Raw genomic sequence first — 24,315 nt, forward strand, 5'->3', positions numbered from 1 at the left:
TAAAGGATGCACTCGATAAAGACCAGCAGATGACTATGGTTTCACGAGAATTCAGCGGCGGCGAAAGCCGCCTGCTGTAACCGGTTGTGAGCCGCCGAGCTCAGAGCAACATCAGTCATCTAGTCGACCGGCGAATACCAGATCGGCGAAGTGTAGACTCGCTCCTGCTGTTTGCGGAGTGCCTCTTTCGGCGCCTGCGTTCCGAACATCTTCTCGTCATAGGCGATCCAGCTCGGTGTCGGGATTTCCAGCACGCGCACGTAATAGAAGGCCCGCTGTTTCGGGTCGAAAGTGAAGTCCTCCCAGTAGCCCCCCAGGAGTGCGTCGCCAATGGTGTTGGTGAAGGACGCGTTCGCGACGTCAACCGTGTCACCGACCGGCGTCTTGCTGCGACCATTCTCATCGATCTTGCGGCCGTCCGACACGGCGACATCGAAGATGCGTTCATGCGACTTGCCGGCGGCATCGACCCAGCCCTTGATGATCTGGATGCGATCGAGATTGGCCCCGTCTGGATCGCGCAGGGCGCGAACCATGAAACGTGGCTTGGCCCCATCTGGCGCCGCGCTCAGATCACCGCCCATAGGCACGCCACGCTGGTATCCCTGCGACGCGAAGTCGGGACGATGGACCTCGTCCGGCTTGAAATCCCAGCCGGCGAAGACCCGCACGATCATCCTGGTTCCGGTCGTCGCGTAGACCTCCTTGCGCGCCATCGCGTCCCACAGCGCCTCGCGCGTGTTCTCGCGGGCCCATACCCCCGCGAGCCCGGAGGCGAGCGATTCCCAGTGATAGACGTTCAGGCTTCCGTCCCCGTTCTCACGCAGGTCCTGCGAGACCAAGTCGTCGAATCGATGTTTCGACCCGGGCTCGGCACCGGCGAACTTGCCGAAATAGTTCTCTTCTCGCGTCGTGGCCAGCGAGGTGTGGCTGTCGGTGGCGCCGATCATCCCGAACTTGAACGGATTGGCTCCGAGCTTCTGCTCCTGCTCCAGCCCGATCCCGAGCGCGCTTCGCGCGTACTCGTGCGGCAACATTTCCGGTTTCTTTGGATTGAGGCCGAAGTCGCCCTTGTCCCACTGGTAGTAGTCAGCAAACTCGTCATTGAGTGATAGCCTGGGATGTACCTCCCCATCTCCTTTGATCTGTGTCACCTCGTACAGCGGCTCCCAACGCATCCTCCGTTTGGCGTACGCGGCATCGAGCGGCTGACCGGACATCGTCTCCACCGCGAACATCAAACCCTGGGACAGGTTGCCGCCGTGCGGGATGGCAAGTGCCCTGCCTCCGGTCTTCTTCTCATAGGCCTCCATGAAATCCCAGAGATCCTCCGGATCGACACTGTCAAAGATGCTTAGCGGCAAGACCTGCCTGGCCTCCTCTGCACCATCCCGGAAGATGACGTTGCGATGCAGGTTGCGCAGGTCTGGCGTCGAGGTCCATTCGAAGCCATGAAAGGCAGTGAACACACCCGGCTCGTTGTAATTGTCGACCGCGTCGATGATCCGCTCCCAAGCCGAACGCTGAAGGCTCGGATTAGGCATGGAATCTTCCCGCTCCGCTCCGCTTTTCTTCCATAGTTGGTAGGCCTCCCAGCCTTCCCCTGACTTCACGAGGTCGTGGTACTTCTTGCCCATTGGATCTCTCAGTAGCTCCGGATTCGATTCCTCGATCATCGGCGCGAGGCCCAAGTTCTCGGCGTGGTCGGCGATGACTAGAAAATCGAGGGGCCTGATCAGGCGCGCCGGCACCCCGGAGGAGGAGATGGCCTGCTCGCCTCGGGCGAAACGTAAGGCTTCTTCCGGTCCGAGGGTGTCGCCCACCATGCCTGCATCAGTAGAGAAGGAGGTGTGGAGATGGGTGTCGCCCCAGAAGACACGATTGGGGTAGGCCTGGTGGAGATAGGGCGAGTATTCCTTCTTGCCCGCCTTGATCTCGTCCTTGGTGATTGCAAAGTCTTGGGCCCCTGCCACGCCGATAGCACACAGCAAGGCGATGGCGATACCTATGAGCCTTTGCACATTTACTGGAGCGTTAAACGATCGTGATTCCAAATTCATGATTTATTCCCTATCCCTGGGCAGTTCGGCTAACGCTTTGGCTTTGCGGAGCACCGGATCGCCAGCCGAGGTAGGTCCGATAGCAGCCACTTATTAGGCTTTTCGCGGGCTTAAAATGCAAAACACTGCAAGCTGAATAATGCCAAATGCGAAGAAAAATGCCGACAATGCAGCTAGCTGCCAAGTGGCCTTGATAAAGTGCGCAGCGATGTACAAATTAAACTATAACAATTTTTTTATAGGCCGTTTTTCGTTATTTGTCCATAAATTCTACTGGCATCTTTGCAAAAAAAATGGCCTCACAAAAACTCATGTTCGGACGAATTCCAGAGCTCCAGCAAGGATAAATTTCTTAGGTTTGAGGCAGGAAAACGGGTTCGGACTGAGTGAGGGGTGAATGTTTGCTTTTGTTTAGTGAGCAACACGCGGACAGACTTTAGGATCCGGACGAGGGCCTTAGCCAAATTTTAGAGCAATACCGATTTTTGGCCCCCGCTCACCGAACAGCGGCTCTTCGATACCGCCTCTTGACCTAAGTTCTGAAACTACCTCAGGCATAAATCCGCGGCTTCGTCCGTTAGAAAATAGGCTTTTATCCACACTGTCTACATTGTCGATTCGTTGGATTACGATGCTTCCTGATTCGAATCCTTCACTAATTGTTCGACTCAAGACGTCCGTGATCTTGTAAAAGCCAACATACTCAAATGGGCGAAAAGCCAGAACGGTCAACCGAGGGTACGCGGCCGGTCTTTTTGCGAGCAGGTCAGCGGGTCTCGATTTCGCGACCTGGTTTAACACGGTGCAGCAAGGATTGTCCGTTTCGTGCGACCTAATCAGGTCGCACGAGCGGGACTAATTGGTAGGTCGGAGCGAGCATCTCAATCTTAAGGAGGGTGTCCTAATTAGATTCTGAGATGGGTGTCCAATTTAGTACTCCACTGATCTAGCTCGATTCGCGTTACGCCCGGGCACTGACTATGATTCTGGTCAGGCTGACCTATCCGTGATGTCCTCTCGTCCAGTCGTATCCCTCAACTGCCAATAGGGAATGTGCAATGGGATAGTCAGACCAATGCCCTCCATTGAGCCGTTGGGGCGCTAATACGAATGGAAAGGGAGGTTGACCATGAGTTGGTTCAGCAAGCTTTTCGCGGGTGGTGTCGGCGATGTGATCGAGAAGGTGGGGAGCACCATCGACCGGTTTAATCTTTCCAGAGAAGAAAAGCAGGCTTTCAAGCTGGAACTGCAACAGGTGCTCATGGAGCGGGAGTCTGAGATCGAGCAGACTATCCGCAAGAACTTGGAGGCTGAGGAGCGGATCCTGCTCGCCGAGTTGCAGCAGGGAGACACCTACACCAAACGGGCCCGCCCCTCCGTGGTCTATTTCGGCCTTATCATGATCGCCCTCAACTACTTTGTGCTGCCCCTCAGCCTTTTGGTGTCCGGCAACGCTGATCAGCTCAAGCAATGCACCACGGAAGAGACGAAGTCGGGGGGGGTTATTAAGAATTGCGAAGACCGAACCATGTTCCCGCTGCCCGGCGAGTTCTGGGTCGCCTGGGGCGGAATTGTTGCAACCTGGGCCATCGGGCGCAGTTTTGAAAAAGCCAACTCCAGCAACAAATTCAGTCGCCTGGTGACCGGCAACAAACAGCGTCCGACACTGCTCGATGACGATGGGGCCGTTGGCTGATTGGAGGGCTTGCCCATGAAGATCGAGAATCACTGGCTGAGTGACGATGGGAACGTCAATTTTGAGTTCGAAACCCCCAATACCGGCGGCGAGTTCCCAGCCGGACGGCCAGATACCCTAGTCATTCATTTCACCGGGGGCAGCAGCGCCGAAAGTTCCGCGCGCCACCTCTGCAAGCCGTCAAGCCGGGCCTCGGCTCACGCCGTGATTGGCCGCGACGGACTCATCTACCAACTGGCGCCGTTCAATACGATCACCTGGCACGCCGGCCGCAGTACCTGGAAAGACCGGTCCGGCCTGAATCACTACGCGATCGGCATCGAGCTGGATAACGCGGGCCAGCTGGAGCCCAATGGAAATGGTCAATACAGCGCTTGGTTCGGACGGAAGTTCACGCAAGAAGACGTCTTTTTTGGCGTCCATCGCAACCAGAGTGCCCCCACGGCCTGGCATGCCTACAGCGAAACGCAGATTCAGCGGGTCTTGGATCTGTGTGCTCTGCTGATCGAGTATTACGGCATCCGCGACATTCTGGGCCACGAAGAAATCGCGCCCCTGCGCAAAGTAGACCCGGGGCCCGCCTTTCCTTTGGACCGCTTGCGCGCTCGCTTTTTCGGCGAAACCCGCGATCTGGACGGCGAGGCCGAATGGGGCAGCCCTCGGGATCGCGCCATTGTCGATACGGAGCGGCTTAACATCCGCAGCGGACCGGGGGTCAGCTACCCCACGGTATCCGAGCCCATCCTGCGCGGAGCCACTGTGAGGACCCTGGAAAACCGCAATGGATGGGCAGAGGTGGAGTGCGTCACTCGGGGCTGGGTAAGCAGCCAATACCTCAAATATCCGGATTAGACCGTATATCTCCAGTAGCCTATAAAGGGGCAGATCGATTTAATGCAATTTCGTGGAATAATCCGTGCACTCCCAAGTCCCGAGAAGTCCATTGAGATTTTCCCGGGCAAAAAAGCATTCAAGAAACATCTGACGACGTTTTGACAACTCGCGAATGAGTCATGCTTCTTTCGGACAGGTTTGACTTGAAAAGCCGACCTGTCGGCGTAGGGACGAGCTCCAGTCTTACTTGATGCAGGATCTCTTAATCCGTATCGCTGAGTAACAGCGCGCATGCATGCTCGGTGTTATGCGCCGTTTTGAGGCTTTCAGCGGTCAGCCCAGTCGCATGCAGAATGTTCGTCCCGCTCATCTCCGCCCCGTCCAGAACAGCACCCGAAAACTCGGCACAGACCAGACTACAGCGTGAAAAATCTACGTCGCGAAACGTCCCGCCGTGAGCTTTCGCGCGGTCGAAATTCAGATCGCTCAGGTTGACCGGCACCCGTGCATCCTCCAACAACCGGCCCAATATGTCGATGGCCAGCTGGCTTTCCATCTCGAGCGGCTCAAGGAGCAAAGGCGGAGCAACAACAAGCAAACCGGTATCGTTCGGGACGTCGAAACCGGCATCAAGATACATCGGATGAACAGAAAGCGCGCGCCAGTTCCGTAGGGCTAACGCCAGTTGATCAATCGTCGGCACCACAAGGCCGGGATGAGCGACGGCCAGATCTTCAAGCTCGTGCAGGGCCTTCACGCGCAGGGCGGTGTCGTCCTGACCCAACTGCGCAACAGCAGCGTCAAACCGGGACGCCCGATATCAAGGCGCTTGTCCCGCTCAAGCTGCTCTTTAGCGCGTTTTTCAGCAGACATCTGAACAAGTTTGACCAGACCGACAAGGATCGTCGCAAAAGATGCCAAACCGCCGATGACGAGGATTAACATCTGGCGCGTCTCGCTTTCCCATTTCGCAAAGTCATCCACGTCGCTCTCCGGCGGCTCGGGCAGGACAAGACCCGGATTAATCAGTATGGCTCCCGCCGCAACGATCGTAAGTGCCACGGCCAGAATTACCAGGACGTCTGTTTTCATGGCGGTATTTCTGACCTCTGTGTTGGGTCTTTTTCGGGATCACTGCAACGGAACGACCACAACGGCGGCGAAAGTGAAAACTGCTCTTCTGCAAAGCCATTGCTGTGTCCGCTTCCGCTGAGGATGACATGGCCAGGGTGCGGGACGTCAAAATATCTGCCCAGGCTTTTCCCTAAGCTGTAGATGTTTTTTCCTCTCAGTCGAGTATAGGCAAGCCGGATTTTTCTGACAATGAGCGGTACTGAAACGGGGTCAGGGTCAGCCATCGATGGCTCAAACTCCCAAATTTCGAGCAAGACCAGAAATAGGAGTTCCCATGTCAGGCAAAACCGTAAACAGCGCAATCCTTCTGCTGGGGATCGGCAACGCCATAGCCATCATATCCGACGTATTCATCAAGCTGCTCGAACCCGGTGCCCCGATCTTTCAGTTTGCCTTCCTGCGCTGCGTCATCACCCTGCTGCTGTTACTGCCCCTGGCAGGACAGCTCAACAGGAAGCACCTGTTCTCCGGCTTCAAGATCCACGCCGTGCGGGCTCATATACACCTTGCAGGCATCCTCTGCATGGTCGTTGCCCTGGCAAATCTGCCGCTGGCCACCGCCAACGCCGTGTTCTATTCGGCCCCCATACTGGTTATGGTGCTGTCCGTCTTCCTGTTCCGGGAAAAGCTCACCCTGCTGAGCGTATTCGCCGTGTTCAGTGGGTTCGGCGGCATCATCGTTATCCTGCCGGCCGCCGGTGCTCTGGCACTCTGGGAAGGCGCCGCTCAAGGGCGCCGGCCAGAGGCTTTAATCCGGATACTCAGCGGGTAACATCGATAAGCAGCTGAGCGCCCTCTAAAACCTGGCGCTCTGCCGGATGAGAGCCGCTGTTGTAGCGAAACCGGTAACGGGTGCCATGATCATAGTGGCGGTCGTACCGGCTGTTGTTCCAGTGGCGTTTGTGGCCATGGTAGCCGTGTTTGCGCTGCTGGTATTTCTTGTGCTTCCAGCCGTGATGACGCTTGCTGTGCTTTTTGTGTTTCCAGCCGTGCTTGCGGTCCCGGTAGCCATGGTCGGCGTACCTGTCACGGTGCTGGGACGTCAAAAACTTCTTGTGGTGGGGCGCGCCCGTTCCGTGGTCCACCCTCTGATGGTATCCCGCCTTGTGATCTTCACGTTTGTAAGAGTCCGCCATGGCAGGAGCGGTGGCCATCATCAGGCCGATAAGACAACTTCCGATCAGAAACTTTTTCATCGTTCATCTCCCGATCTTTTCAGATCCCGGATACCAGCACTCACCGACACGATGTGTGTGCTCCCTGAGTTCAGGTTACGGAATTACCGGGTAATGTCAGGCGATCAGGAGCCGCTTTGCACTTCTTTTACGTTGACGCTGACAGTCTTTACAGTTGCTGCCGCCGGTTGACGCGCATACTGGATCAAATCAGGTGAGATTCCAGTTCAAATACGTGTGGGTCGTGATCTCCGAGGGCTCTGAGCGCGTCAGCCAGTTTCAACAGATATTCACTGTTGGGGCCGCTGGGGCCCGACGAACGTGCAATCTGGCGGGCGATGTCCAGGACAGGGGCTGGCCCCAGGAACGCGGCATTGTCTTCGGTGGCGATGTACACCAGGCCTTCTGCGCTGCTGCCATCGTCAAACGCCATGGGGGTGCTGAAACGCAGGTAGCCATTTTTCTCGCGTACGTCCAGATGTTCGAACACCTCCGGTGACACCCGATAGGCCATGCCCTTGCACATTGCGCCAGACTGCTCAATCAACGTGGCCACCCGGCCCGGGGCTTCCGGCGTACCCCGGTGATCGTGGGAGCCCTGCCAGAAACGCCTGGCCCAACCCTCAATGGTTGCGGGGCGCTGCTCAAGGAACGGAAAATCCACCTTGTAGATCAGAGAACCATACCCAAACAGCCATACGGAAGACACCCCGTCGAACTGCTGGCGGCTGCGGTTATGCTCTACGGTATCAAATGACATTGTGGTACTGCCCCTTTCTCACGAACGCTGGTTGAGACCCTCAGGTGGCCGCCGTCGACGCGATAAATCCGGCGATGCCCGTCAGTACAATTTCTGCCGCCATGGCGGACAGGATCAGCCCGCTTATCTTGGAGAGTATGTTCAGCCCGGTTTTGCCCAGAACCTTTTCAAGGTAACCGGACAGGTGCAGCAATACTCCCAATATGACCAACCCTGACACCAGCCCCAGCAGACCGCCTGTTACTTCCGGAACGCTGCTCAGCTCGGCACCATAAACCAGTATGGCACCAATGGTGGCCGGGCCGATCATCACCGGAATGGCCAGGGGAACCACGGCGATGTCGTCACGGTCCTCATCCGGCAGACCGGTGGCGTGGTTGCGGGTGCCACTGGTGACCAGGCTGATAGCGGTGAGAAACAGCAGACTGCCGGCGCCAATCCGGAACGAGTTCAGGGTAATACCGATGGCGCTGAACAGCAGCGGGCCGGCAAAGAACAGTATCAGCCCCAGGATCAGCGCCGACACGGTCGAGCGGCGGATAATCGAACTCTTTTCCGCCGCCGGCAAGCCCCGGGTAAGCGCCAGGAACATGGTTACCACAAAGAACGGGGCCAGCAGGAACAGAAATCGAATCGTGCTGCTGATGTAGGTACTGACAAACGCTTCAAACATTCAGAATATCCGGCCAGAAGTGAAAACGGTATAGCATAACGGCAGTGGTGCCTGAGTGCCGTACGGAAGTGAACCTACTCTACCGTTTAACAATGGATTTCCGGGGTTTACGTGGCTTCACCGGTTTTGCGGGTTTTCCCGGCCGCGGGGGTTTACCGCGTTTTCCGGCCGGTTTCCCAGGCGGTTTTCCGGGCAACCCGCCTTTTGCATTCTTACCGCGAGCGCCCTGGGGCGGTTTGCCGGCCTTTTTGCCCGGCTTTTTCCCCGCCGGCTTCTTCGTTTCGCTGCGACTGTCCGGGCTGACCTCCGACGACGAATCCCGGATCATGTCAAAAAGTCCCTTCAACTCCCTCTCACCCAAGTCACGCCACTCGCCAACCGGCAATCCCTTCAGACTGATGTTCATGATGCGCACCCGCTCGAGCCTGGTGACATCGTAATCAAAGAACTCACACATGCGGCGGATTTGCCGGTTCAGGCCCTGCACCAGGACGATTCGGAACACGAACCGGGACACTTTTTCTACCTTGCAGCGCTTGGTGACCGTGCCCAGGATCGGCACGCCGGCACTCATGCACTGCACAAACTCCGCAGTCACCGGCTTGTTGACGGTCACCAGGTATTCTTTCTCGTGGTTGTTACCGGCCCGCAGGATCTTGTTGACCAGGTCGCCGTTACTGGTAAGAAAGATCAGCCCCTGGGAGTCCTTGTCGAGGCGGCCGATGGGAAATATCCGCTCGCCATGGCCCACATGATTGACGATGTTCCTGGGCTCCGCCGGATCGGTGGTGCTGACCACGCCTACGGGTTTGTTCAGGGCGATAAAGATCAGGTCTTCTTCGTCACGGGGTTCGATCAGCTGGCCGTTGACCGTGACCTTGTCCCCGGGCAGGACCTGATCCCCCACCTGGGCGGCCTTGCCATTGATGGCGACGTTGCCGTTCTCGATGTAGCGGTCTGCCTCCCGCCGGGAACACATGCCACTCTCACTGATGTATTTGTTGAGGCGGGTCGAGTGTTTACCGGGCATGAAGTTCCTATAAAGAGTCTGGTCAGGGTCGTTTACGGTCTACGCTGCATGTGGGGATACATAGCTGAAACGCTTGCGATAGTGCTCCATGGTACAACCTACCGTGCGTTTGAACAGCCTTCGGAACGAACTGGCGTCTTCGTAACCCACGCTCCAGATAATGCGAGCCGTCTGTTCCCGGCTGGATTCCAGCAAATGTTTCGCAGCCTCAATGCGCAGATGCTGCAGGTAGCCGAGGGGGGTTTCCCCGGTGGCTTCCTTGAACCGGCGCTTGAAGGTTCGGGTGCCAAGGCCGGCTACAGCAGCCACCTCATCGATGGTCAGCGCGTCTGCGTAATGCTGTTCAAGCCATCCTTGGGCCTTGCGGATAGCGTCATCCTGGTGGGCTTTCTGGCTGTAGAACGCCATGTAGGGTGTCTGCTCCGTGCGGCGGCCATCCAGTACCAGCATCTTGCTGCAGGCCAGGGCAACAGCGGGTGACGCGAAACGCTCCACCAGGTAAATGCACATGTCCACAAACGCGGTGGCACCGCCGGCACAGATGATCTGGCCGTTATCCACCAGCAGTTGATCCTCTTCCAGACGCAGATGGGGGTAGCGGCTGCGGAAAAGCGGGGCGGCCCGCCAGTGGGTGGTGGCCACCTGGTCATCCAGCAGCCCCGCTTCCGCCAGCACAAAACTGCCGGTACAGACACTGGCCAGCACCGCGCCCCGCTCCAAAGCGCCCTGCAGCCAGCCAAACAGGGGTTTTGACGGGGCCAGGGTTTGCTCAAGGCGTTCCACACCAACGGCGGCTTCAACGGCAGACCCGACCACGATCAGATCCGCCTGGAAGCGTCCCCGTTCAATGGTCGGTGTGACCAAGGCACCGCTGTAACCACGCACGGGTTCGTCGTCCACCGTTACCACCTGGCAGTTGAACAACGGCTCGCTGTGGCCGGCGGGGGCGCGGCCACAGTAATTGGCAACGGTAAAGAAATCCATCACACCGTGCACGCCGGAGGCATGGCAGTTGGGCAAGGCAACGATGGCAATGTTGAACATGGATTGGCCCTTTTCGCACTTTATATGTCAAATATGACACTCCTGCTGACAAGCTGCAAGCCCTAACCTGAACCTGTCATTCACCAACGCAGGAAGAAGGACTTTCACCATGACCTCACAACTGAACACCCAATCAGAGATCTTTCAACGCCCGGCGATCCAGAAGGCTCCGCGCGATTCCGGGTTCTCCGCCACCCGGCTGGCCCTGCAGCTGTATGGCAAGGTTTCACCGCAGAAAGCCGGTCGGCTGGTAAACCGCATGGCCTTCAGGCCCTCCCGCCTGCCTGTGCCGATCCGCTATGAATACCTGCTGGACAACGCCGATAGCTATACCCAACTCCAGCACGGCGCCCGCACCATACCCGTGTACTCCTGGGGCCAGGGCCCGGTGGTTCTTGGCGTTCACGGCTGGGCCGGGGCCGGCATCCAGTTTGGCGCCTGGGTGACTCCGCTGGTGGAAGCCGGCTATCGCGTGGTGCTGTTCGATGCCCCGGCCCACGGCCGCGCCCAGGGCGAAAGCACCGACCTGCTCGAAATGGCTGAAGTCACCGCCAGGGTAGCGGCCAGTGTTGGTCGGGTTCATGGCATTCTGGCGCACTCCATTGGCAGCATCGCAGTGGCCAAAGCCATCGCAGACGGGCTTCAGGCCAACTATCTGGTGATGCTGGCACCCCCGGTCAGTCTTACCGCTGTAATGAACAACCTGGGAAGGCAACTGGGGTTGAGCCAGGAAGTTCTGGCGGTTCACCTTCAGCTGATGGAGGAGCGTTTTGGCAAATCCATCTGGGAGCAGTTGGACCTGAAAAACCTGTCCCGGTCATTCACCCAAAGGGGCCTGATCGTGATCGATGACGAAGACAACTCCATTTCGCCAGCAGAAAGCGAGCGTATTTCCAATAACTGGAAAAACGCCAACGTGTTACGCACCCGGGGACTTGGCCACCATCGCCTGCTATGGAGCCCAATGGTTGTTGAAACCGTACTGCGGGATCTGGGCCGACCGGTGGACACCGTCTGATTGCACCCCTGCGCCAAGCCGTTTATGGTTTTGAGCCAGACGTTAACGAACACGGAGTCCCGCAATGCAATTGTCCGACCCGAGACAGCAACAAACGCCCCGGGGCCGCTTCGCCTGGCGGGAAGGCGGCAGCCCCGAGGGTCAGCCACTGGTGATGATCCACGGCTGGCCGGAGAGCTCCTACTGCTGGGAGCACGTGGCCGCACACCTGAAACCGGGGTTTCGTATCATTGCCCCGGATCTGCGGGGGCTGGGCGACAGTGAACGCACCCCTGGAGTCGAACACTACCGCAAACAGGAAATGGCGCAGGATGTAATCAGCCTGCTCGACAGCCTGGGTATCAGGGACTTCCAGCTTGTGGGCCATGACTGGGGCGGCATTGTGGCCCAGGAAGTGGCCCTGGCCATCCCCGATCGCGTGCAGCGAATGGTGATCATGAACATTGCCATCATCAACAATCTCAAGGGCAATCAGGAAGTCATCGAAAAGGTCCGCTCCGGCAGTGGTGCCGCCTACTGGTACCAGCACTTCATGCAAACGCCGGGGCTGCCCGAGGCCATGATCCCTGGCGCGGAAGAGACCTGGCTGAAGCATTTCCTGCGCACCTGGAATGGTGAGCCCTTTCCACAGGACGCGTTCGACGAATACCTGCGCAGCTTCCGGATTCCGGGCACCCCCGGCACCAGCTCCAATTACTACCGAACCTTTCACGATGATGCCAAACGCTGGGCCACCACGGCAGGCCATCGCTGGCCGATGCCCTCCCTGTATATCTATGGCAACAAGGACAAGGTAATTATTCCGGAATACCTCAATCACATTGAGGAGTGCTTCGAGTCACTACAAGTAGAGCAGGTAGAGGCCGGGCATTTCCTGCAGGAAGAGCAGCCGGCTGCGGTGGCGGGCTACCTCAACGATTTCCTGGATAACGATTGAACGGCTAACGGGAGGGGCTGACGAACACCCAGTTGGTACCCACGTTGTCGCACACAACGATGTCGCGGTTGATCACCGTGCACAGGGAGAGGTCCTGCGGCAACTCATCGTGATAACGGGCTTTTACCGCCAGGCTTTTCTTGTCCTGTTTGAGCAGCGCGAATGTCTGCTCCATGCGCCGGGCAAAGTCGACCCCGCCTTCTTCCATGGTATGAAAGGCATTGTGGAACGCGGTAAAACTCATGGTGTTGGCGCCCAGGCCAATGTCCACCATTTTGGGAATGTAGCGGTCATAGGCGTCTGACAGGTAACGCCGGACCTCCTCCTCGTCATTCCGGTTGTCCTTGAACGAGCTCAGCCCCAGGCGATTATCCGGCTCAAGCACATCCTCCGCCAGCTTGCTGTTGGGTTGGTTTGCAACAAGCTCGAAACGGCGTTGTGGGCAGGTAATGCGCTTGCCTTCCAGGCGGCACTCAGTCAACCGGCCTGTTGGACCAGGATCGTCTTCCGTTTCGGCAGGTGCGGGTTCTGGTTTTGCGTGTGGCGGCTGCGACTTCGCCGAGGTACCACTGACCTGCGGCACCTCCAGACCCAGGCGACCGGCAGGGCGACGCAGCAACAGTGCCTGAACGCCCGGATCGTTGCGTTTGAAATCCGTTGGCGACGGTAAGCCGGCGCCCTGTCCTTCGCTGACGACGGTGCAGTACAGCTCTTCCAGTTCGGTTTTCGCGCCGTCCATGCAGGCATCATCGGCAGGGGCGGCCAGAGTGGAGCCAACGCAGGCGCCAAGCACGACCAGGGCCAGCCATCTAGTTGTCATCACGCTGCCCCAATGCCAGGCGTGCCATCAGGTCTTCAACCCGGCGGATGGTCTCGGCATCGCCCTTCTTGCCTGTGAGCACCACCTGCGATCCGATGGTGGCCACATACATCAGCAATGACAGGTCCCGTATGCGCTGGGGATCGCTGCTCAGGCGTTCATAAAGCTCGCAGTTCTGGTTGATCCGTGCTTCGTCCACCTCGGTCACCAGCTCCGCTGCGTAGTCGTTGCGGCGGGCAAAATCCCGCACCGCCAGCTCCACCTGAAGGCGGCGGATATTGCGGGAGGCGTCGGTGAGCAGCAGTTCCAGGATCTGCCGCAGTTCCGTTTCCACATCGCCCCCCTTCGGCTTCCAGTACTGGAGCTCGTGGAGCCGCCGATCCCGCCAACGGTCGAGAAAGCTGACCACCAGATCCTCATGATCCTTGAAGTGCCAATAGAAACTGCCCCGGGTGACACCGAGTTTTTTGGCAAGTGTCAGCACCCGCAAGTGGCCGAAACCGCCAGCGGCCACTTCCCCGGCGGCGGCGTCCAGCCAGTCGTCACGGGTCAATTGTGCTTTTTCCGACGTCTTGCGTCGGGTTGGTCTGGCGTCAGTCATTCGGTGTCCGGATCCTGCTGCTGGCGGTTTGGGAAACCTGCGGGTGCATTCTACATGAACAGGCTCAACAAATTTGAAACCGTTGACCCTGCCCAAAACATACATTAGTGTATGGAACAACAATACACCAGTGTATGGAGAATTCAACAAAGGTCTTCATACCACCGATTAACCCGATTCCAGTACCAGGGAGCTGCCCAATGAGTACCGCCCATTACGATTTAAACGGCGCCATTGCCGTTATCCGACTCGACAATCCACCGGTTAACGGTCTGGGCCTGGCTCTGCGCCAGGGCATTGTGAATGGCATCCGCCAGGCGGAAGCTGATGATGCAGTCAAGGCCGTTGTCCTGATTGGCTCCGACCGCGCTTTCTCCGGTGGTGCCGACATCAGTGAATTCGGAACCGGAAAAGCCACCGCCGAACCCAACCTGAACACGGTGATCCATTACGTCGAGACCAGCCGCAAACCGGTCATTGCAGCGATCAGCGGTGCCTGCATGGGCGGCGGGCTGGAACTGGCCCTGGGTTGTAATTACCGTATCGCCAAACCCGATGCCCAGATCGCCCTGCCGGAAGTAAAGCTCGGCCTGCTGCCCGGCGCCGGTGGCACCCAGCGCCTGCCCCGGGTAATTGGTGCCGAACACGCCCTGAACATGATCGTGTCCGGCAGCGTGGTACCTGCGAAGCAGTTCAAGGGCAGCGCCCTGTTTGACGAGATTGTCGATGGTGAACTGCGGGACGCCGCCATTGCCTACGCCACCAAGGTGGTCAGCGAAAACCTGCCGCTGAAGAAAGTGCGTGACCTGAAAGCCAAGCACCCCAATCCCGAAGGCTTCTTTATGTTCACCCGCAATACCGTGGGTGCCATGGCCAAGAACTACCCGGCGCCGCTGAAGTGCGTGGACGCAGTCGAAGCGGCGGTGACCAAGCCCTTCGAGCAGGGCATGAAGATCGAGCGTGAAGCCTTTGTAAACCTGATGCAGACGCCCGAATCCCGCGCCCTGCGTCATGCCTTCTTCTCCGAGCGCCTGACCAGCAAAATTGCCGATGTTCCCTCCGACACTCCGGTTCGCGACATCAAATCCGTGGGCGTGATCGGTGGCGGCACCATGGGCACCGGCATCAGCATCAACTTCCTCAACGCCGGCATTCCGGTGACCCTGGTGGAAATGAAGCAGGAAGGCCTGGACCGTGGTGTTGAGGCTATCCGTAAAGTCTACGAAGGCCGCGTAAAGAAAGGCCGCATGAGCGAGGATGATGCCAAGGCCAAGATGGCGCTGCTCACGCCATCGCTAACCTATGACGACCTGAGCAACGCGGACCTGGTGATCGAAGCCGTGTTCGAAGAAATGGGCGTGAAGCAGTCCGTGTTCGAGAAGCTGGATGAAGTGTGCAAGCAAGGCGCCATCCTGGCCTCCAACACCTCCACCCTGGATCTCAACAAGATCGCCAGCTTCACCAAACGCCCGGAAGACGTCATCGGCCTGCACTTCTTCAGTCCGGCCAACATCATGAAGCTGCTGGAAGTGGTACGTGGCGAGAAAACCGCCAAGGACGTTCTGGCCACTGCCATGAAACTGGCCAAGACCATCAAGAAGACCGCCGTGGTCTCCGGAGTCTGCGACGGCTTTATCGGCAACCGCATGATCAACCAGTACCAGCGCGAAGCCCTGCTGATGCTGGAAGAAGGCGCCAGCGTGCAGCAGATCGACAAGGCTATCGAGAAATTCGGCTTTGCCATGGGCCCGCTGCGCATGGCCGACCTGGCCGGCGGCGACATCGGCTGGGCCATCCGCAAACGCCAGTATGAAGAAAACCCGGACATGGTGAAGATGGTTGTGGCCGACCGCCTCTGTGAAATGGGCCGCTACGGCCAGAAGACCGGCGCCGGTTTCTATCGCTACGAGCCGGGCAACCGTAACGCCCTGCACGATCCGGAAGTGGACAAGGTGGTGGACGAGGTTCGCGCCGAGCTTGGCATTACCCCGCGCAAGATCAGCAACCAGGAAATTATCGAACGCTGTGTTTATGCCCTGGTTAACGAAGGCGCGCAGATTCTCGACGAAGGCATCGCCCAGCGCGCTTCCGATATCGACATGGTGTACCTGACCGGTTACGGCTTTCCCGTGTTCCGCGGCGGCCCCATGCATTACGCCGAAGAAGTCGGGCTGCCCAACGTGGTTCGCGCCATGCAGGCCTTCACCGAAGACCGCCACACTCAGCCAGGCTTCTGGGAGCCGGCGGCGCTGCTGGCAAAGCGCGCCGAGGAAGGCAAAGGTTTCGATAGCAAATAACCGGTAAACCATTTTATTCGGGGCGCCCAGAGCATCGGCGCTTCGAGCTGAGGAGAATTGTTATGTCCAATGATGTTGTCATCGTATCCACCGCCCGCACGCCACTGGCAAAATCCTGGCGCGGCGGCCTGAACATGACCCACGGTGCCACACTGGCCGGCCATGCCATCCAGCATGCCGTCGAGCGCTCAAAAGTCGACCCTAACGAAATTGAAGACGTGCTGATGGGCTGCGGCCTGCCAGAAGGTTCCACCGGTAACGACGTTGCCCGCATGGGGGCGATCCGCGCCGGCCTGCCAGTATCCGTCGCAGGCGCCACCATCAACCGCTTCTGTTCTTCCGGCCTGCAGGCCATCGCCATGGCAGCTCACCACATTGCCGTGGACCGGGTGCCGGTGATGGTCGCCGGTGGTGTCGAATCCATTTCCACGGTTCAGGCCAACGTCAACCAGAACTATTTCATGGAACCCTGGCTGGCTGAGCACAAGCCGGAGCTCTACTGGTCCATGCTGGACACCGCCGAAACTGTCGCCAAACGTTACGACATCAAGAAAGAAGACATGGACGAATACGGCGTACGCAGCCAGCAGCTGGCCGCCAAATCCCGTGACGAAGGCAAATTCGACGACGAAATCGTGCCCATCACCACCACCATGGGCGTTGCCGACAAGGCCACCGGCCAGCTCAGCACCCGGGAAGTGACCGTCAGCCAGGATGAAGGCATCCGCCCGGACACCAACCTGGAAGGCGTCAGCAAAATCCGCTCTGCCAAAGAAGGTGGCGTGGTCACCGCAGGCAACGCCAGCCAGTTCTCTGATGGTGCCTCTGCGTGTGTCCTGATGGACAGCAAAATCGCCGAACAGCGAGGCGTCGCGCCCCTGGGGATCTTCCGTGGATTTGCGGTAGCCGGCTGTGAACCCGACGAAATGGGCATCGGCCCAGTGTACGCCGTTCCCAAACTGCTCAAGCGTGCCGGTCTGACGGTCGACGATATTGGCCTGTGGGAACTCAACGAAGCCTTTGCCGTTCAGCTGCTTTACTGCCAGCGCAAACTGGGCATCCCGATGGACCGCCTGAACGTCAACGGCGGCGCCATTGCCATCGGCCACCCCTACGGCACCACCGGTTCCCGCCTGGTCGGCCACGCCCTGATCGAAGGCAAGCGCCGGGGCGTTAAGTACATCGTCGTTACTATGTGCGTCGGTACGGGTATGGGTGCTGCCGGTTTGTTTGAGGTTGCCTAAAACCTGAGGGGAAGCGGCTGGCCGATAGGGGTGTCCAAAACGCGCTCCTTCGGCACGTCCATGTGCCGAAGGAGCGTGTTTTGAAAGGGGATACCCATTCGGCGCCGCCCCAGAGCTAATAGGCCGGGCAGTAAAAACCAGCAGGCCACGAACAAGCTAAAACCATCAACCTCAGCCAACGGACAAAGAGGTAAAACATGGACCTGAATTACACCCCAGAACAAGAGGCGTTCCGCGCTGAAGTGCGCCAGTTTCTTGAAGACAACCTGCCGGACGACATCCGCGAACGGGTACAGAAACGCCTGCGCCCGGACAAAGCAATGACCGAGCGCTGGCAGAAGATTCTGTTTGATAAGGGCTGGGGTGCATCCACATGGCCAAAAGAGTTTGGCGGTACCGGATGGGACCCGATTCAGCAGATCATCTTCGAGGAAGAGTGTGCCCTTGCCGGTGCGCCCCGCCAGCTGGATTTCGGGCTGCGCATGGTCGCACCGGTGATCATGACATTCGGGAACGATGAGCAAAAGCAGCGCTTCCTGCCGGGCATTGTCAGTGGTGAAGACTGGTGGTGTCAGGGTTACTCCGAGCCGGGCGCCGGTTCCGACCTTGCCTCGCTGCGCACGTCCGCCAAACGCGAAGGCGACCATTACATCGTCAATGGCCAGAAAACCTGGACCACCCTCGGCCAACATGCCGACTGGATTTTCTGTCTGGTACGGACCAGCAATGAAGGCAAGCCGCAACAGGGCATTTCGTTCCTGCTGATTGATATGAACACCCCCGGCATCGAGGTTCGGCCCATCATCATGCTGGACGGTGAGCATGAGATTAACGAGGTCTACTTCGACAACGTGAAGGTGCCGGCCGAGAATCTGATTGGTGAGGAGAACCAGGGCTGGACCTACGCCAAGTTCCTGCTGGGTCACGAGCGTACCGGGCTGGCCAACGTGGGACAGTGGAAAGCCATGATGAAGCGGCTCAAGGAAGTGGCGCGCCAGGAACAGGATGGCCAGCGGCCGTTGATCGAGAACACCCGCTTCCGCGACCGGCTGGCGCAGCTGGATGCCGAGCTGCGCGCTCTTGAGCTGACCGTGTTGCGGGTGTTGACCGACAAGCGTGGCCCCGGCCCCCAAGCATCGATTCTTAAAATTCGTGGCACCGAAATCGGCCAGCAACTGTTTGAAATGCTGATGGAGGCGGGCGGCCAGGATGCCAGTGCCCATATTTCGGAGGCGCTGGAGCTGGACTACAACGGTCCACGGGCGGGCTCAATGGAGGCCACGCCCTCTGCCGGCGATTACTTCAACATGCGCAAGCTGTCGATCTTTGGTGGGTCCAACGAGATCCAGCGCAATATCATTTCCCAACTCGTGCTAGGTCTTTAAGGAGGCGCTATGAATTTTGATCTGAGCGAAGAACAGCAAATGCTGAACGATTCTCTGCGCCGCTTTGTGACCAACGAATACGGCTTCGAAAAGCGCGGGGAAATAATCAGCTCCGGAACCGGCATTAACCGGGCCACCTGGTCGAACTTCGCCGAGATGGGACTGCTTGGCTTCACCTTCCCGGAAGACTATGACGGGCTGGGTGGCAACGCCATCGACACCATGGTGGTGATGGAAAACTTTGGCCGTGGCCTGGTGGTGGAACCCTATCTGGCCACAGTGGTGCTGGCCGGCGGGCTGATCCGTGATGCCGGGAACGATGCCCAGAAAGCGGACATCCTTCCCGGCATTGCCAGCGGCGAAAGGCTTCTGGCACTGGCTCACTACGAACCGGGTGCCCGCTACAACCTGAGCCATGTGCAGACGACCGCCCGCAAGGATGGCGACCATTTCCTGATCAGCGGGCAGAAAACCGCCGTGCTTCATGGTGGCCAGGCCAACCAGCTGATTGTATCCGCACGCACCAGTGGTGGCGTGAATGATGAATCCGGGCTGTCCCTGTTTCTGGTGGATAGCAGCGCCAAAGGCGTGAAAGTGGACGACTTCGCCACCCACGATGGCCACCGTACCGCCGAGATCAGTTTCAGCAATGTCACCGTCAGTGCCGACAACCTGATTGGTGCCATTGACGAGGCTTTCCCGGCCATCGAAAAAGCCGTGGATCTGGGCATTGCCGCCCTGTGCGCGGAAGCGGTTGGTGCCATGGAAGCCATGAACGCTGCTACCCTTGAGTACATCAAGACCCGCAAGCAGTTCGGGGTACCCATCGGCAAATTCCAGGTACTGCAGCACCGCATGGCAGACATGTTCATCCAGACCGAACAGGCGAAAACCATGGCCATTCTTGCGGCCAGCGAAGCGGGCTCCGACGACCTGGCCAGCCGCCGCGAAGCCATCTCCATGGCCAAGACCCTGGTCGGCCAGGCCGCGCGTTATGTGGGGCAGCAAGGGGTGCAACTGCATGGCGGTATGGGCGTGACCGACGAAATGTTCGCCGCCCACCTGTTCAAGCGCCTTACCCTGATCAACCTGCTGTTCGGCGATGCCGATCACCACCTGGCACAGGTCAGCGACGGCCTGCTGACAACGACTGCCTGAACCCTCAAGGAGAGCACCATGAGCGTAAAACAACTACTGGATCTGACCGGCAAGGTCGCTTTCATCACCGGCGGCTCCCGGGGCCTGGGCCTGCAGATGGCCGAGGCAGCTGGGCGAGCTGGGTGCCAGAATTGCCATCAGCGCCCGCAAGCAGCATGAACTGGACGACGCTAAAGCCCACCTCGAAAGCCAGGGGGTTGAGGTGGTAACGATCGCCGCAGATCTGTCCAACCTGGAGGGCATTCCCGCCGTAGTGGATCAGGTGGTCAGCCAGCTTGGCGATATCGATATCCTGGTCAACAACGCCGGTGCCACCTGGGGTGCGCCAGCGGAAGACTACCCGGCGGAAGGCTGGATGAAGGTGATGAACCTGAACGTCAACGCCGCATTCTTCCTCACCCAGACGGTGGGAAAGCGCTGCATGATTCCCCGCAACACCGGCAAGGTGATCACCATCGCCTCCATCGCGGGCCTGTCCGGTAACCCGGAAGGCATGAAAACCATCGCCTACAACACCAGCAAGGGCGCCATGGTGAATTTCACCCGTGCGCTGGCATCCGAGTGGGGCCACTACAACATCAACGTGAACGCCCTCTGCCCGGGCTTTTTCCCGTCGAAAATGTCCCAGGGACTGCTGGATGCCCAGGGTGACAAGATGCTGGAGCGTATTCCGCTGAATCGCTTTGGTGGCGAGGAAGATCTCAAGGGCGCCGCCGTACTGCTGGCCTCCGAGGCCGGGCGGCATATTACCGGTCAATGCCTGGCTGTGGATGGCGGCACACTGGTCAGCTAAGCGTGCACCAATAATCGGTCACAGGCACTGACTGACCTGTTCCGGATCCAGATTGCCGCCAGTAATGATCAGAACCGTGTTCTTCTCTGGAGCAGGCAGAACCTGGTTTTCCAGTAACGCTGCCAGGCCCACGCTGGCGCCGGGCTCGACATAGAGCCTGGCCTCGGTCAGCAGGCGCCGGGTGGCTTCCCGAATACCTGCCTCGGAAACAGTCACAATACGGTCCACCACCTGTCGGGAGGCGGCGTAGGTGCAATCCCCGACTACTGCCGGGGCCAGGCTGGCGGCCCAGGTATTCACCGAATCGAGGCTGGCACTGGCATCCTGCTTTTGCCAGGCATTGAACATAGTGGCTGCGCCTTCCGGCTCCACACCGATCAGTTCCACTTCCGGCCGCTGCGCCTTGATAGCCAGACCCAGTCCGGAAATCAGTCCACCACCGCCAATAGGGCACAACACTCGATCCACATCCGGCCGTTGGCGCAGCAATTCCAACCCGACGGTACCCTGCCCGGCCATAATGCGAACATCGTTATAGGGGTGAACCAGGGTCAGCCCCTTCTCATCCCGCAATTCGTGGCACCGGGCCACCGCCTGCTGGATAGTGCCCTGAACAATGACCTCAGCACCCAGTGCCCGGGTGCGACTGATCTTCAGGGGGCTGGAACCTTCAGGCATCACCACAGTGAGCGGCACATCCTGCATGGCCGCCGCCCATGCCAGGGCAATGGCGTGATTCCCGGCAGACACCGTCACCAGGCCGGCCGTGAGTTCGTCTTCACTGGCAGTCAGCAGCCAGTTCAGGGCGCCACGGGCCTTGAAGCTTCCGGTGCGCTGAAGGCTCTCGCACTTCAGCGCAATTGACTGGCCCATGGCGGCATCCAGATCCGGCACAGTCAGAAGCGGCGTTTCGCTCAGTTGTGCCCCTATGCGCTGCTCCGCCTCCAGAATTCGCGAGATGTCAGGAAGGGTAGGTTTGGTCATGTCGCGCTCCTGTTGCTCCTTACCCAAACCATGGCCCCATCCGAGCCGACGATCAAGTCGCCGGCGCGGCTTCGCCCACCGCAACAGCCTCCGGCTCACACACATACTGCCCCGCATCAAACCGCCGCGTCTGCTGCCGGAACTGCCAGGTGAACCCCGGCCAAAGCGTGGTGTTCTTACCGTTCTCATTCACATACCAACTCTTGCACCCGGTCTGCCAGACAGAGTCGCCGAGTTTGGCGTGAATTGAGGCGTTGTATTTGCTCAGGGCGTCTTCCTTTACTTCCACGCTCTTCCAGCCATGCTTCTGCATCTTCTTGAGCGCGTCCAGCACGTACTGAATCTGGCTTTCGATCATGTACACCATGGAGCTGTGGCCCAGGCCGGTGTTGGGGCCCATCAGCATGAAGAAGTTGGGGAAGCCAGCAATGGTGCTGCCCTTGTAGGCTTCGGCGCCGTCTTTCCAGGCATCCAGCAGGTCCTGGCCATTACGACCGCGCACCATACCGGCGGGGATCGGATCCTGGGCCCTGAAACCGGTGCCGTAGATGATGCAGTCCACTTCCCGCTCACTGCCGTTATTATCCACGACGATATTGCCACGTACCTCGCGGATGCCGTCGGTCAGCACGTCGACGTTGTCCTGGGCCAGGGCCGGATAATAGTTATTGGAAATCAGCACCCGCTTGCAGCCGAAGTGGAAATCCGGGGTGACTTTCCTGCGCAGTTCCTTGTCCTTGATCTGGTTGCGGATATGGCGGCGGGCCTGCAGTTCACCGATCTTGAGAATGCGTGGGTTGCCCACAAAGCCCAGCACCCGGGCTTCCAGCATCCAGTAGATGCTCTGGCGGAAGGCATTCAGGGTCTGTGGGAACTTGCGGAACATCATCCGTTCCAGCGGGCGGATCTCGCGGTCCGGCTTGGGCACGATCCACGGTGGAGTGCGCTGGTACAGGTCCAGGTGGGCGGCGTCTTTGGCCACTTCCGGGACGAACTGGATGGCCGAGGCGCCGGTGCCGATCACCGCAACGCGCTTACCCTTGAAATCGTAGCTGTGGTCCCAGTCCTGGGAATGGAAGCTTTTGCCGGTGAAGGTCTCAATGCCCTTGATATTGGGGTAGGCCGGAGTGCTTAGGCCGCCCATGCCGGAAACAACGACATCCGCCTTGAAGGAGCTGAACTCGGGCAGATCCTTGTCCTTACGGTCCAGTTTGTCGCCGGGGTTCAGGCCTTTTTTCTGCATGTAGGCCCAGAGTTCGGGGCTGTCACAGGTCTCTACGGTCCAGCTTTGGGTCTGTTCATCGAATCGGGCGCCGGCCACGTGGGTATTCAGGCGCACGTGTTTCATCAGGTCGTATTTTTCAGCGCAGCCCCGCAGGTAGGCCTGGATTTCTTTCTGCTGGGCGAACATGCGGGTCCAGCTGGGGTTCTGTTCGAACGAGAAGGAGTAGAGTGCAGACTGGACGTCACAGGCGCAGCCGGGGTAATGGTTCTCGTGCCAGGTACCGCCGACATCGTCGCTCTGTTCGAGGATGACGAAGTTATCGTACCCCGCTTCTTTGAGTTTGATGCCCATACCCAGGCCGGAGAATCCGGTGCCGATTATGGCGATTTGTGCTGTGTTGCTCATGCTGCTACCTCGTTGTTCGCTGGCCATCCGGCCTTGCCTGTTATTGTGTGTTTCGCCATGATGTCTGGCGGTATACACATGTATACCCAACGAAGTAGACAGCTGTATACTTCGCTCCAGATTAAAATGGCTGATTGGCCTGGCTGGATAAGTAACTGTCCCTTGTGTCCAACATTGGGGAATGGGGCAGTTGGGAAGGCTTTTCCGAAACTGTGCGGAGCCATGGATGGCGGAGCTCAAGCGCCACATGGATGTGCTTGAGCGTGTTTCGGAAAAGCCTTCCCAACTGCCCCTATGAACTTCGGTGATATTTCATGAAAGCTTTGACTGGCGGGAAACTAAAGCTGATACAGGCTGCCCTGAGGCTGATAACCCAAAGCAGCAGTCTCTCTTCGTTAGGGCTGCGGGAACTTGCCCGTGAGGCCGGGCTGAACCCGAATACCTTTTACCGCCACTTCAAGAACCTGGACGAGTTCGGGCTGCAGGTGCTGGGATACATCGCCGAAGACATGAAGTCAGGGGTGCGCGAGTTGCGGCGGATGGCGGAATCGTCTGAGCAGGCGTCCCATGACACAGTCACCTTCGTGTATCACTACTTCCTGGCCAACCCCGCGGCGACCACTGTGGCGGTGAGGGAACTGCATGGGCCTTCACCCTTGTTACGAAGAGCGCTTGAGTCTCAGCTCGATGCCAGTGCGAAGGAGATGGCGGAGGATATTATTGAGCGGCAACTGGTCAGTGCCGTGCCGCCGGAGACGATTCACGAAATTTCCCGCATGACTATCCGCTACATCCTGTTCCGGGCCATGGATTACATCGAGAAACCCGCTCAGCGCAAAACAATCCAACAGGAAACAGAGCGCTTTATTAACCGGCAGTTTCGGGGTGCAATGCTGGATCATCTGTCCCAGACCGACGTCGAGGGCCTTGCGCAGAAAAACGCCTGAAACCCCTTCCCCCCCTCCTCTTCGGACTAAACCGAGCAAATCTGGCAACTTGCACTAGTATGTAGTTATCCAGACAACTGGTTCATCGGGCAATC

Annotated in this window: 24 protein-coding genes and 1 pseudogene; 12 read left to right on the forward strand and 13 right to left on the reverse strand. The window is 58.6% G+C overall.

What is annotated here, in order from left to right; genetic code table 11:
• Positions 1–119 precede the first annotated feature (119 nt).
• Positions 120–2,060 (reverse strand): DUF3604 domain-containing protein, encoded by a 1,941-nt coding sequence (locus tag FDP08_RS12155; protein WP_137436408.1) that lies wholly within the window; start codon positions 2,058–2,060, stop codon positions 120–122.
• 1,129 nt (positions 2,061–3,189) lie between these two features.
• On the opposite strand from FDP08_RS12155, the gene FDP08_RS12160 reads away from it, so the two are divergent.
• Positions 3,190–3,756, forward strand: a complete 567-nt coding sequence (locus FDP08_RS12160; RefSeq protein WP_137436409.1) for a 3TM-type holin — start codon at positions 3,190–3,192, stop codon at positions 3,754–3,756.
• A 15-nt stretch (positions 3,757–3,771) separates the two neighbouring features.
• A complete protein-coding gene (locus FDP08_RS12165; protein WP_137436410.1) occupies positions 3,772–4,608 on the forward strand; it encodes an N-acetylmuramoyl-L-alanine amidase in 837 nt (278 codons plus the stop codon).
• Between the two features lie 244 nt (positions 4,609–4,852).
• Here FDP08_RS12165 and FDP08_RS12170 read toward each other — a convergent pair whose 3' ends face one another.
• The 3 genes from FDP08_RS12170 to FDP08_RS12180 are packed head-to-tail and all read right to left on the reverse strand — an operon-like array spanning position 4,853 to position 5,948.
• A complete protein-coding gene (locus FDP08_RS12170; RefSeq protein ID WP_137436411.1) occupies positions 4,853–5,374 on the reverse strand; it encodes a pentapeptide repeat-containing protein in 522 nt (173 codons plus the stop codon).
• Positions 5,344–5,682 (reverse strand): hypothetical protein, encoded by a 339-nt coding sequence (locus FDP08_RS12175; protein ID WP_137436412.1) that lies wholly within the window; start codon positions 5,680–5,682, stop codon positions 5,344–5,346. Before FDP08_RS12175 ends, FDP08_RS12170 begins: the two co-directional genes overlap by 31 nt.
• Positions 5,679–5,948, reverse strand: a complete 270-nt coding sequence (locus tag FDP08_RS12180; protein ID WP_137436413.1) for a hypothetical protein — start codon at positions 5,946–5,948, stop codon at positions 5,679–5,681. Before FDP08_RS12180 ends, FDP08_RS12175 begins: the two co-directional genes overlap by 4 nt.
• 50 nt (positions 5,949–5,998) lie before the next feature.
• Between FDP08_RS12180 and FDP08_RS12185 the strand changes: the two are divergent.
• Positions 5,999–6,412 (forward strand): annotated as a pseudogene (locus tag FDP08_RS12185) (EamA family transporter); the annotation flags it as partial.
• A gap of 73 nt (positions 6,413–6,485) precedes the next feature.
• On the opposite strand, the gene FDP08_RS12190 reads toward FDP08_RS12185, so the two are convergent.
• The 5 genes from FDP08_RS12190 to FDP08_RS12210 all read right to left on the reverse strand — a co-directional run bounded on the left by FDP08_RS12190 (position 6,486) and on the right by FDP08_RS12210 (position 10,406).
• A complete protein-coding gene (locus FDP08_RS12190; RefSeq protein WP_137436414.1) occupies positions 6,486–6,920 on the reverse strand; it encodes a hypothetical protein in 435 nt (144 codons plus the stop codon).
• Between the two features lie 184 nt (positions 6,921–7,104).
• Positions 7,105–7,659 (reverse strand): gamma-glutamylcyclotransferase, encoded by a 555-nt coding sequence (locus FDP08_RS12195; protein ID WP_137436415.1) that lies wholly within the window; start codon positions 7,657–7,659, stop codon positions 7,105–7,107.
• Positions 7,660–7,699: 40 nt separating this feature from the next.
• Complete coding sequence (locus FDP08_RS12200; RefSeq protein WP_137436416.1) at positions 7,700–8,332, reverse strand: MarC family protein; 633 nt, start codon at positions 8,330–8,332, stop codon at positions 7,700–7,702.
• Between the two features lie 79 nt (positions 8,333–8,411).
• Positions 8,412–9,362 carry a 23S rRNA pseudouridine(2604) synthase RluF gene (gene rluF / locus FDP08_RS12205; RefSeq protein WP_137436417.1) on the reverse strand — a complete coding sequence of 317 codons (951 nt, stop codon included), beginning with the start codon at positions 9,360–9,362 and terminating at the stop codon, positions 8,412–8,414.
• 39 nt (positions 9,363–9,401) lie between these two features.
• Positions 9,402–10,406, reverse strand: coding sequence for a GlxA family transcriptional regulator (locus FDP08_RS12210; protein ID WP_137436418.1), 1,005 nt, complete (start codon positions 10,404–10,406; stop codon positions 9,402–9,404).
• Between the two features lie 109 nt (positions 10,407–10,515).
• On the opposite strand from FDP08_RS12210, the gene FDP08_RS12215 reads away from it, so the two are divergent.
• A complete protein-coding gene (locus FDP08_RS12215; protein WP_137436419.1) occupies positions 10,516–11,424 on the forward strand; it encodes an alpha/beta hydrolase in 909 nt (302 codons plus the stop codon).
• 64 nt (positions 11,425–11,488) lie between these two features.
• Positions 11,489–12,361, forward strand: a complete 873-nt coding sequence (locus FDP08_RS12220; protein ID WP_137436420.1) for an alpha/beta fold hydrolase — start codon at positions 11,489–11,491, stop codon at positions 12,359–12,361.
• A gap of 4 nt (positions 12,362–12,365) precedes the next feature.
• Here the strand turns inward: FDP08_RS12220 and FDP08_RS12225 are convergent, their stop codons facing one another.
• Positions 12,366–13,181 (reverse strand): hypothetical protein, encoded by an 816-nt coding sequence (locus FDP08_RS12225; RefSeq protein WP_228263295.1) that lies wholly within the window; start codon positions 13,179–13,181, stop codon positions 12,366–12,368.
• Positions 13,171–13,782, reverse strand: a complete 612-nt coding sequence (locus FDP08_RS12230; protein ID WP_137436421.1) for a TetR/AcrR family transcriptional regulator — start codon at positions 13,780–13,782, stop codon at positions 13,171–13,173. The genes FDP08_RS12225 and FDP08_RS12230 overlap by 11 nt, the downstream gene beginning before the upstream one ends.
• Before the next feature lie 200 nt (positions 13,783–13,982).
• Between FDP08_RS12230 and FDP08_RS12235 the strand changes: the two genes are divergently transcribed.
• The 6 genes from FDP08_RS12235 (at position 13,983) to FDP08_RS12255 (ending at position 20,659) form a co-directional block, all read left to right on the forward strand.
• Positions 13,983–16,079, forward strand: a complete 2,097-nt coding sequence (locus FDP08_RS12235) for a 3-hydroxyacyl-CoA dehydrogenase NAD-binding domain-containing protein (RefSeq protein WP_137436422.1) — start codon at positions 13,983–13,985, stop codon at positions 16,077–16,079.
• 62 nt (positions 16,080–16,141) lie between these two features.
• On the forward strand, positions 16,142–17,323 hold the full coding sequence (locus FDP08_RS12240; protein WP_137436423.1) for an acetyl-CoA C-acyltransferase: 1,182 nt from the start codon (positions 16,142–16,144) through the stop codon (positions 17,321–17,323).
• A 197-nt stretch (positions 17,324–17,520) separates the two neighbouring features.
• Positions 17,521–18,708, forward strand: coding sequence for an acyl-CoA dehydrogenase family protein (locus FDP08_RS12245; RefSeq protein ID WP_137436424.1), 1,188 nt, complete (start codon positions 17,521–17,523; stop codon positions 18,706–18,708).
• Between the two features lie 9 nt (positions 18,709–18,717).
• Entirely contained in the window at positions 18,718–19,866 is a 1,149-nt protein-coding gene (locus tag FDP08_RS12250; RefSeq protein WP_137436425.1) for an acyl-CoA dehydrogenase family protein, read from the forward strand.
• A gap of 18 nt (positions 19,867–19,884) precedes the next feature.
• Positions 19,885–20,025, forward strand: a complete 141-nt coding sequence (locus FDP08_RS20490) for a hypothetical protein (protein WP_228263296.1) — start codon at positions 19,885–19,887, stop codon at positions 20,023–20,025.
• Position 20,026: 1 nt separating this feature from the next.
• Positions 20,027–20,659, forward strand: coding sequence for an SDR family oxidoreductase (locus FDP08_RS12255; protein ID WP_257791958.1), 633 nt, complete (start codon positions 20,027–20,029; stop codon positions 20,657–20,659).
• Positions 20,660–20,677: 18 nt separating this feature from the next.
• Here FDP08_RS12255 and FDP08_RS12260 read toward each other — a convergent pair whose 3' ends face one another.
• A complete protein-coding gene (locus FDP08_RS12260) occupies positions 20,678–21,643 on the reverse strand; it encodes a threonine ammonia-lyase (RefSeq protein ID WP_137436426.1) in 966 nt (321 codons plus the stop codon).
• Positions 21,644–21,695: 52 nt separating this feature from the next.
• A complete protein-coding gene (locus tag FDP08_RS12265; protein ID WP_137436427.1) occupies positions 21,696–23,273 on the reverse strand; it encodes a flavin-containing monooxygenase in 1,578 nt (525 codons plus the stop codon).
• A 314-nt stretch (positions 23,274–23,587) separates the two neighbouring features.
• Between FDP08_RS12265 and FDP08_RS12270 the strand changes: the two genes are divergently transcribed.
• Positions 23,588–24,220: a TetR family transcriptional regulator gene (locus tag FDP08_RS12270; RefSeq protein ID WP_137436428.1), complete on the forward strand. Its 633-nt coding sequence runs from the start codon at positions 23,588–23,590 to the stop codon at positions 24,218–24,220.
• The last annotated feature ends 95 nt before the right edge of the window (positions 24,221–24,315 follow it).

Origin of the sequence: Marinobacter panjinensis, from assembly GCF_005298175.1 — a bacterium.
Taxonomy (GTDB): Bacteria; Pseudomonadota; Gammaproteobacteria; order Pseudomonadales; family Oleiphilaceae; genus Marinobacter; species Marinobacter panjinensis.

Coding starts and splice junctions, on each gene's coding strand:
- FDP08_RS12155 (WP_137436408.1), bottom strand. CDS start 2,060: ATGAATTTGGAATCACGATCGTTTAACGCTCCAGTAAATGTGCAAAGG.
- FDP08_RS12250 (WP_137436425.1), top strand. CDS start 18,718: ATGAATTTTGATCTGAGCGAAGAACAGCAAATGCTGAACGATTCTCTG.
- rluF (WP_137436417.1), bottom strand. CDS start 9,362: ATGCCCGGTAAACACTCGACCCGCCTCAACAAATACATCAGTGAGAGT.
- FDP08_RS12235 (WP_137436422.1), top strand. CDS start 13,983: ATGAGTACCGCCCATTACGATTTAAACGGCGCCATTGCCGTTATCCGA.
- FDP08_RS12215 (WP_137436419.1), top strand. CDS start 10,516: ATGACCTCACAACTGAACACCCAATCAGAGATCTTTCAACGCCCGGCG.
- FDP08_RS12270 (WP_137436428.1), top strand. CDS start 23,588: ATGAAAGCTTTGACTGGCGGGAAACTAAAGCTGATACAGGCTGCCCTG.
- FDP08_RS12195 (WP_137436415.1), bottom strand. CDS start 7,659: ATGTCATTTGATACCGTAGAGCATAACCGCAGCCGCCAGCAGTTCGAC.
- FDP08_RS20490 (WP_228263296.1), top strand. CDS start 19,885: ATGAGCGTAAAACAACTACTGGATCTGACCGGCAAGGTCGCTTTCATC.
- FDP08_RS12160 (WP_137436409.1), top strand. CDS start 3,190: ATGAGTTGGTTCAGCAAGCTTTTCGCGGGTGGTGTCGGCGATGTGATC.
- FDP08_RS12230 (WP_137436421.1), bottom strand. CDS start 13,782: ATGACTGACGCCAGACCAACCCGACGCAAGACGTCGGAAAAAGCACAA.
- FDP08_RS12210 (WP_137436418.1), bottom strand. CDS start 10,406: ATGTTCAACATTGCCATCGTTGCCTTGCCCAACTGCCATGCCTCCGGC.
- FDP08_RS12175 (WP_137436412.1), bottom strand. CDS start 5,682: ATGAAAACAGACGTCCTGGTAATTCTGGCCGTGGCACTTACGATCGTT.
- FDP08_RS12225 (WP_228263295.1), bottom strand. CDS start 13,181: ATGACAACTAGATGGCTGGCCCTGGTCGTGCTTGGCGCCTGCGTTGGC.
- FDP08_RS12245 (WP_137436424.1), top strand. CDS start 17,521: ATGGACCTGAATTACACCCCAGAACAAGAGGCGTTCCGCGCTGAAGTG.
- FDP08_RS12265 (WP_137436427.1), bottom strand. CDS start 23,273: ATGAGCAACACAGCACAAATCGCCATAATCGGCACCGGATTCTCCGGC.
- FDP08_RS12180 (WP_137436413.1), bottom strand. CDS start 5,948: ATGGCTGACCCTGACCCCGTTTCAGTACCGCTCATTGTCAGAAAAATC.
- FDP08_RS12260 (WP_137436426.1), bottom strand. CDS start 21,643: ATGACCAAACCTACCCTTCCTGACATCTCGCGAATTCTGGAGGCGGAG.
- FDP08_RS12165 (WP_137436410.1), top strand. CDS start 3,772: ATGAAGATCGAGAATCACTGGCTGAGTGACGATGGGAACGTCAATTTT.
- FDP08_RS12190 (WP_137436414.1), bottom strand. CDS start 6,920: ATGAAAAAGTTTCTGATCGGAAGTTGTCTTATCGGCCTGATGATGGCC.
- FDP08_RS12240 (WP_137436423.1), top strand. CDS start 16,142: ATGTCCAATGATGTTGTCATCGTATCCACCGCCCGCACGCCACTGGCA.
- FDP08_RS12220 (WP_137436420.1), top strand. CDS start 11,489: ATGCAATTGTCCGACCCGAGACAGCAACAAACGCCCCGGGGCCGCTTC.
- FDP08_RS12200 (WP_137436416.1), bottom strand. CDS start 8,332: ATGTTTGAAGCGTTTGTCAGTACCTACATCAGCAGCACGATTCGATTT.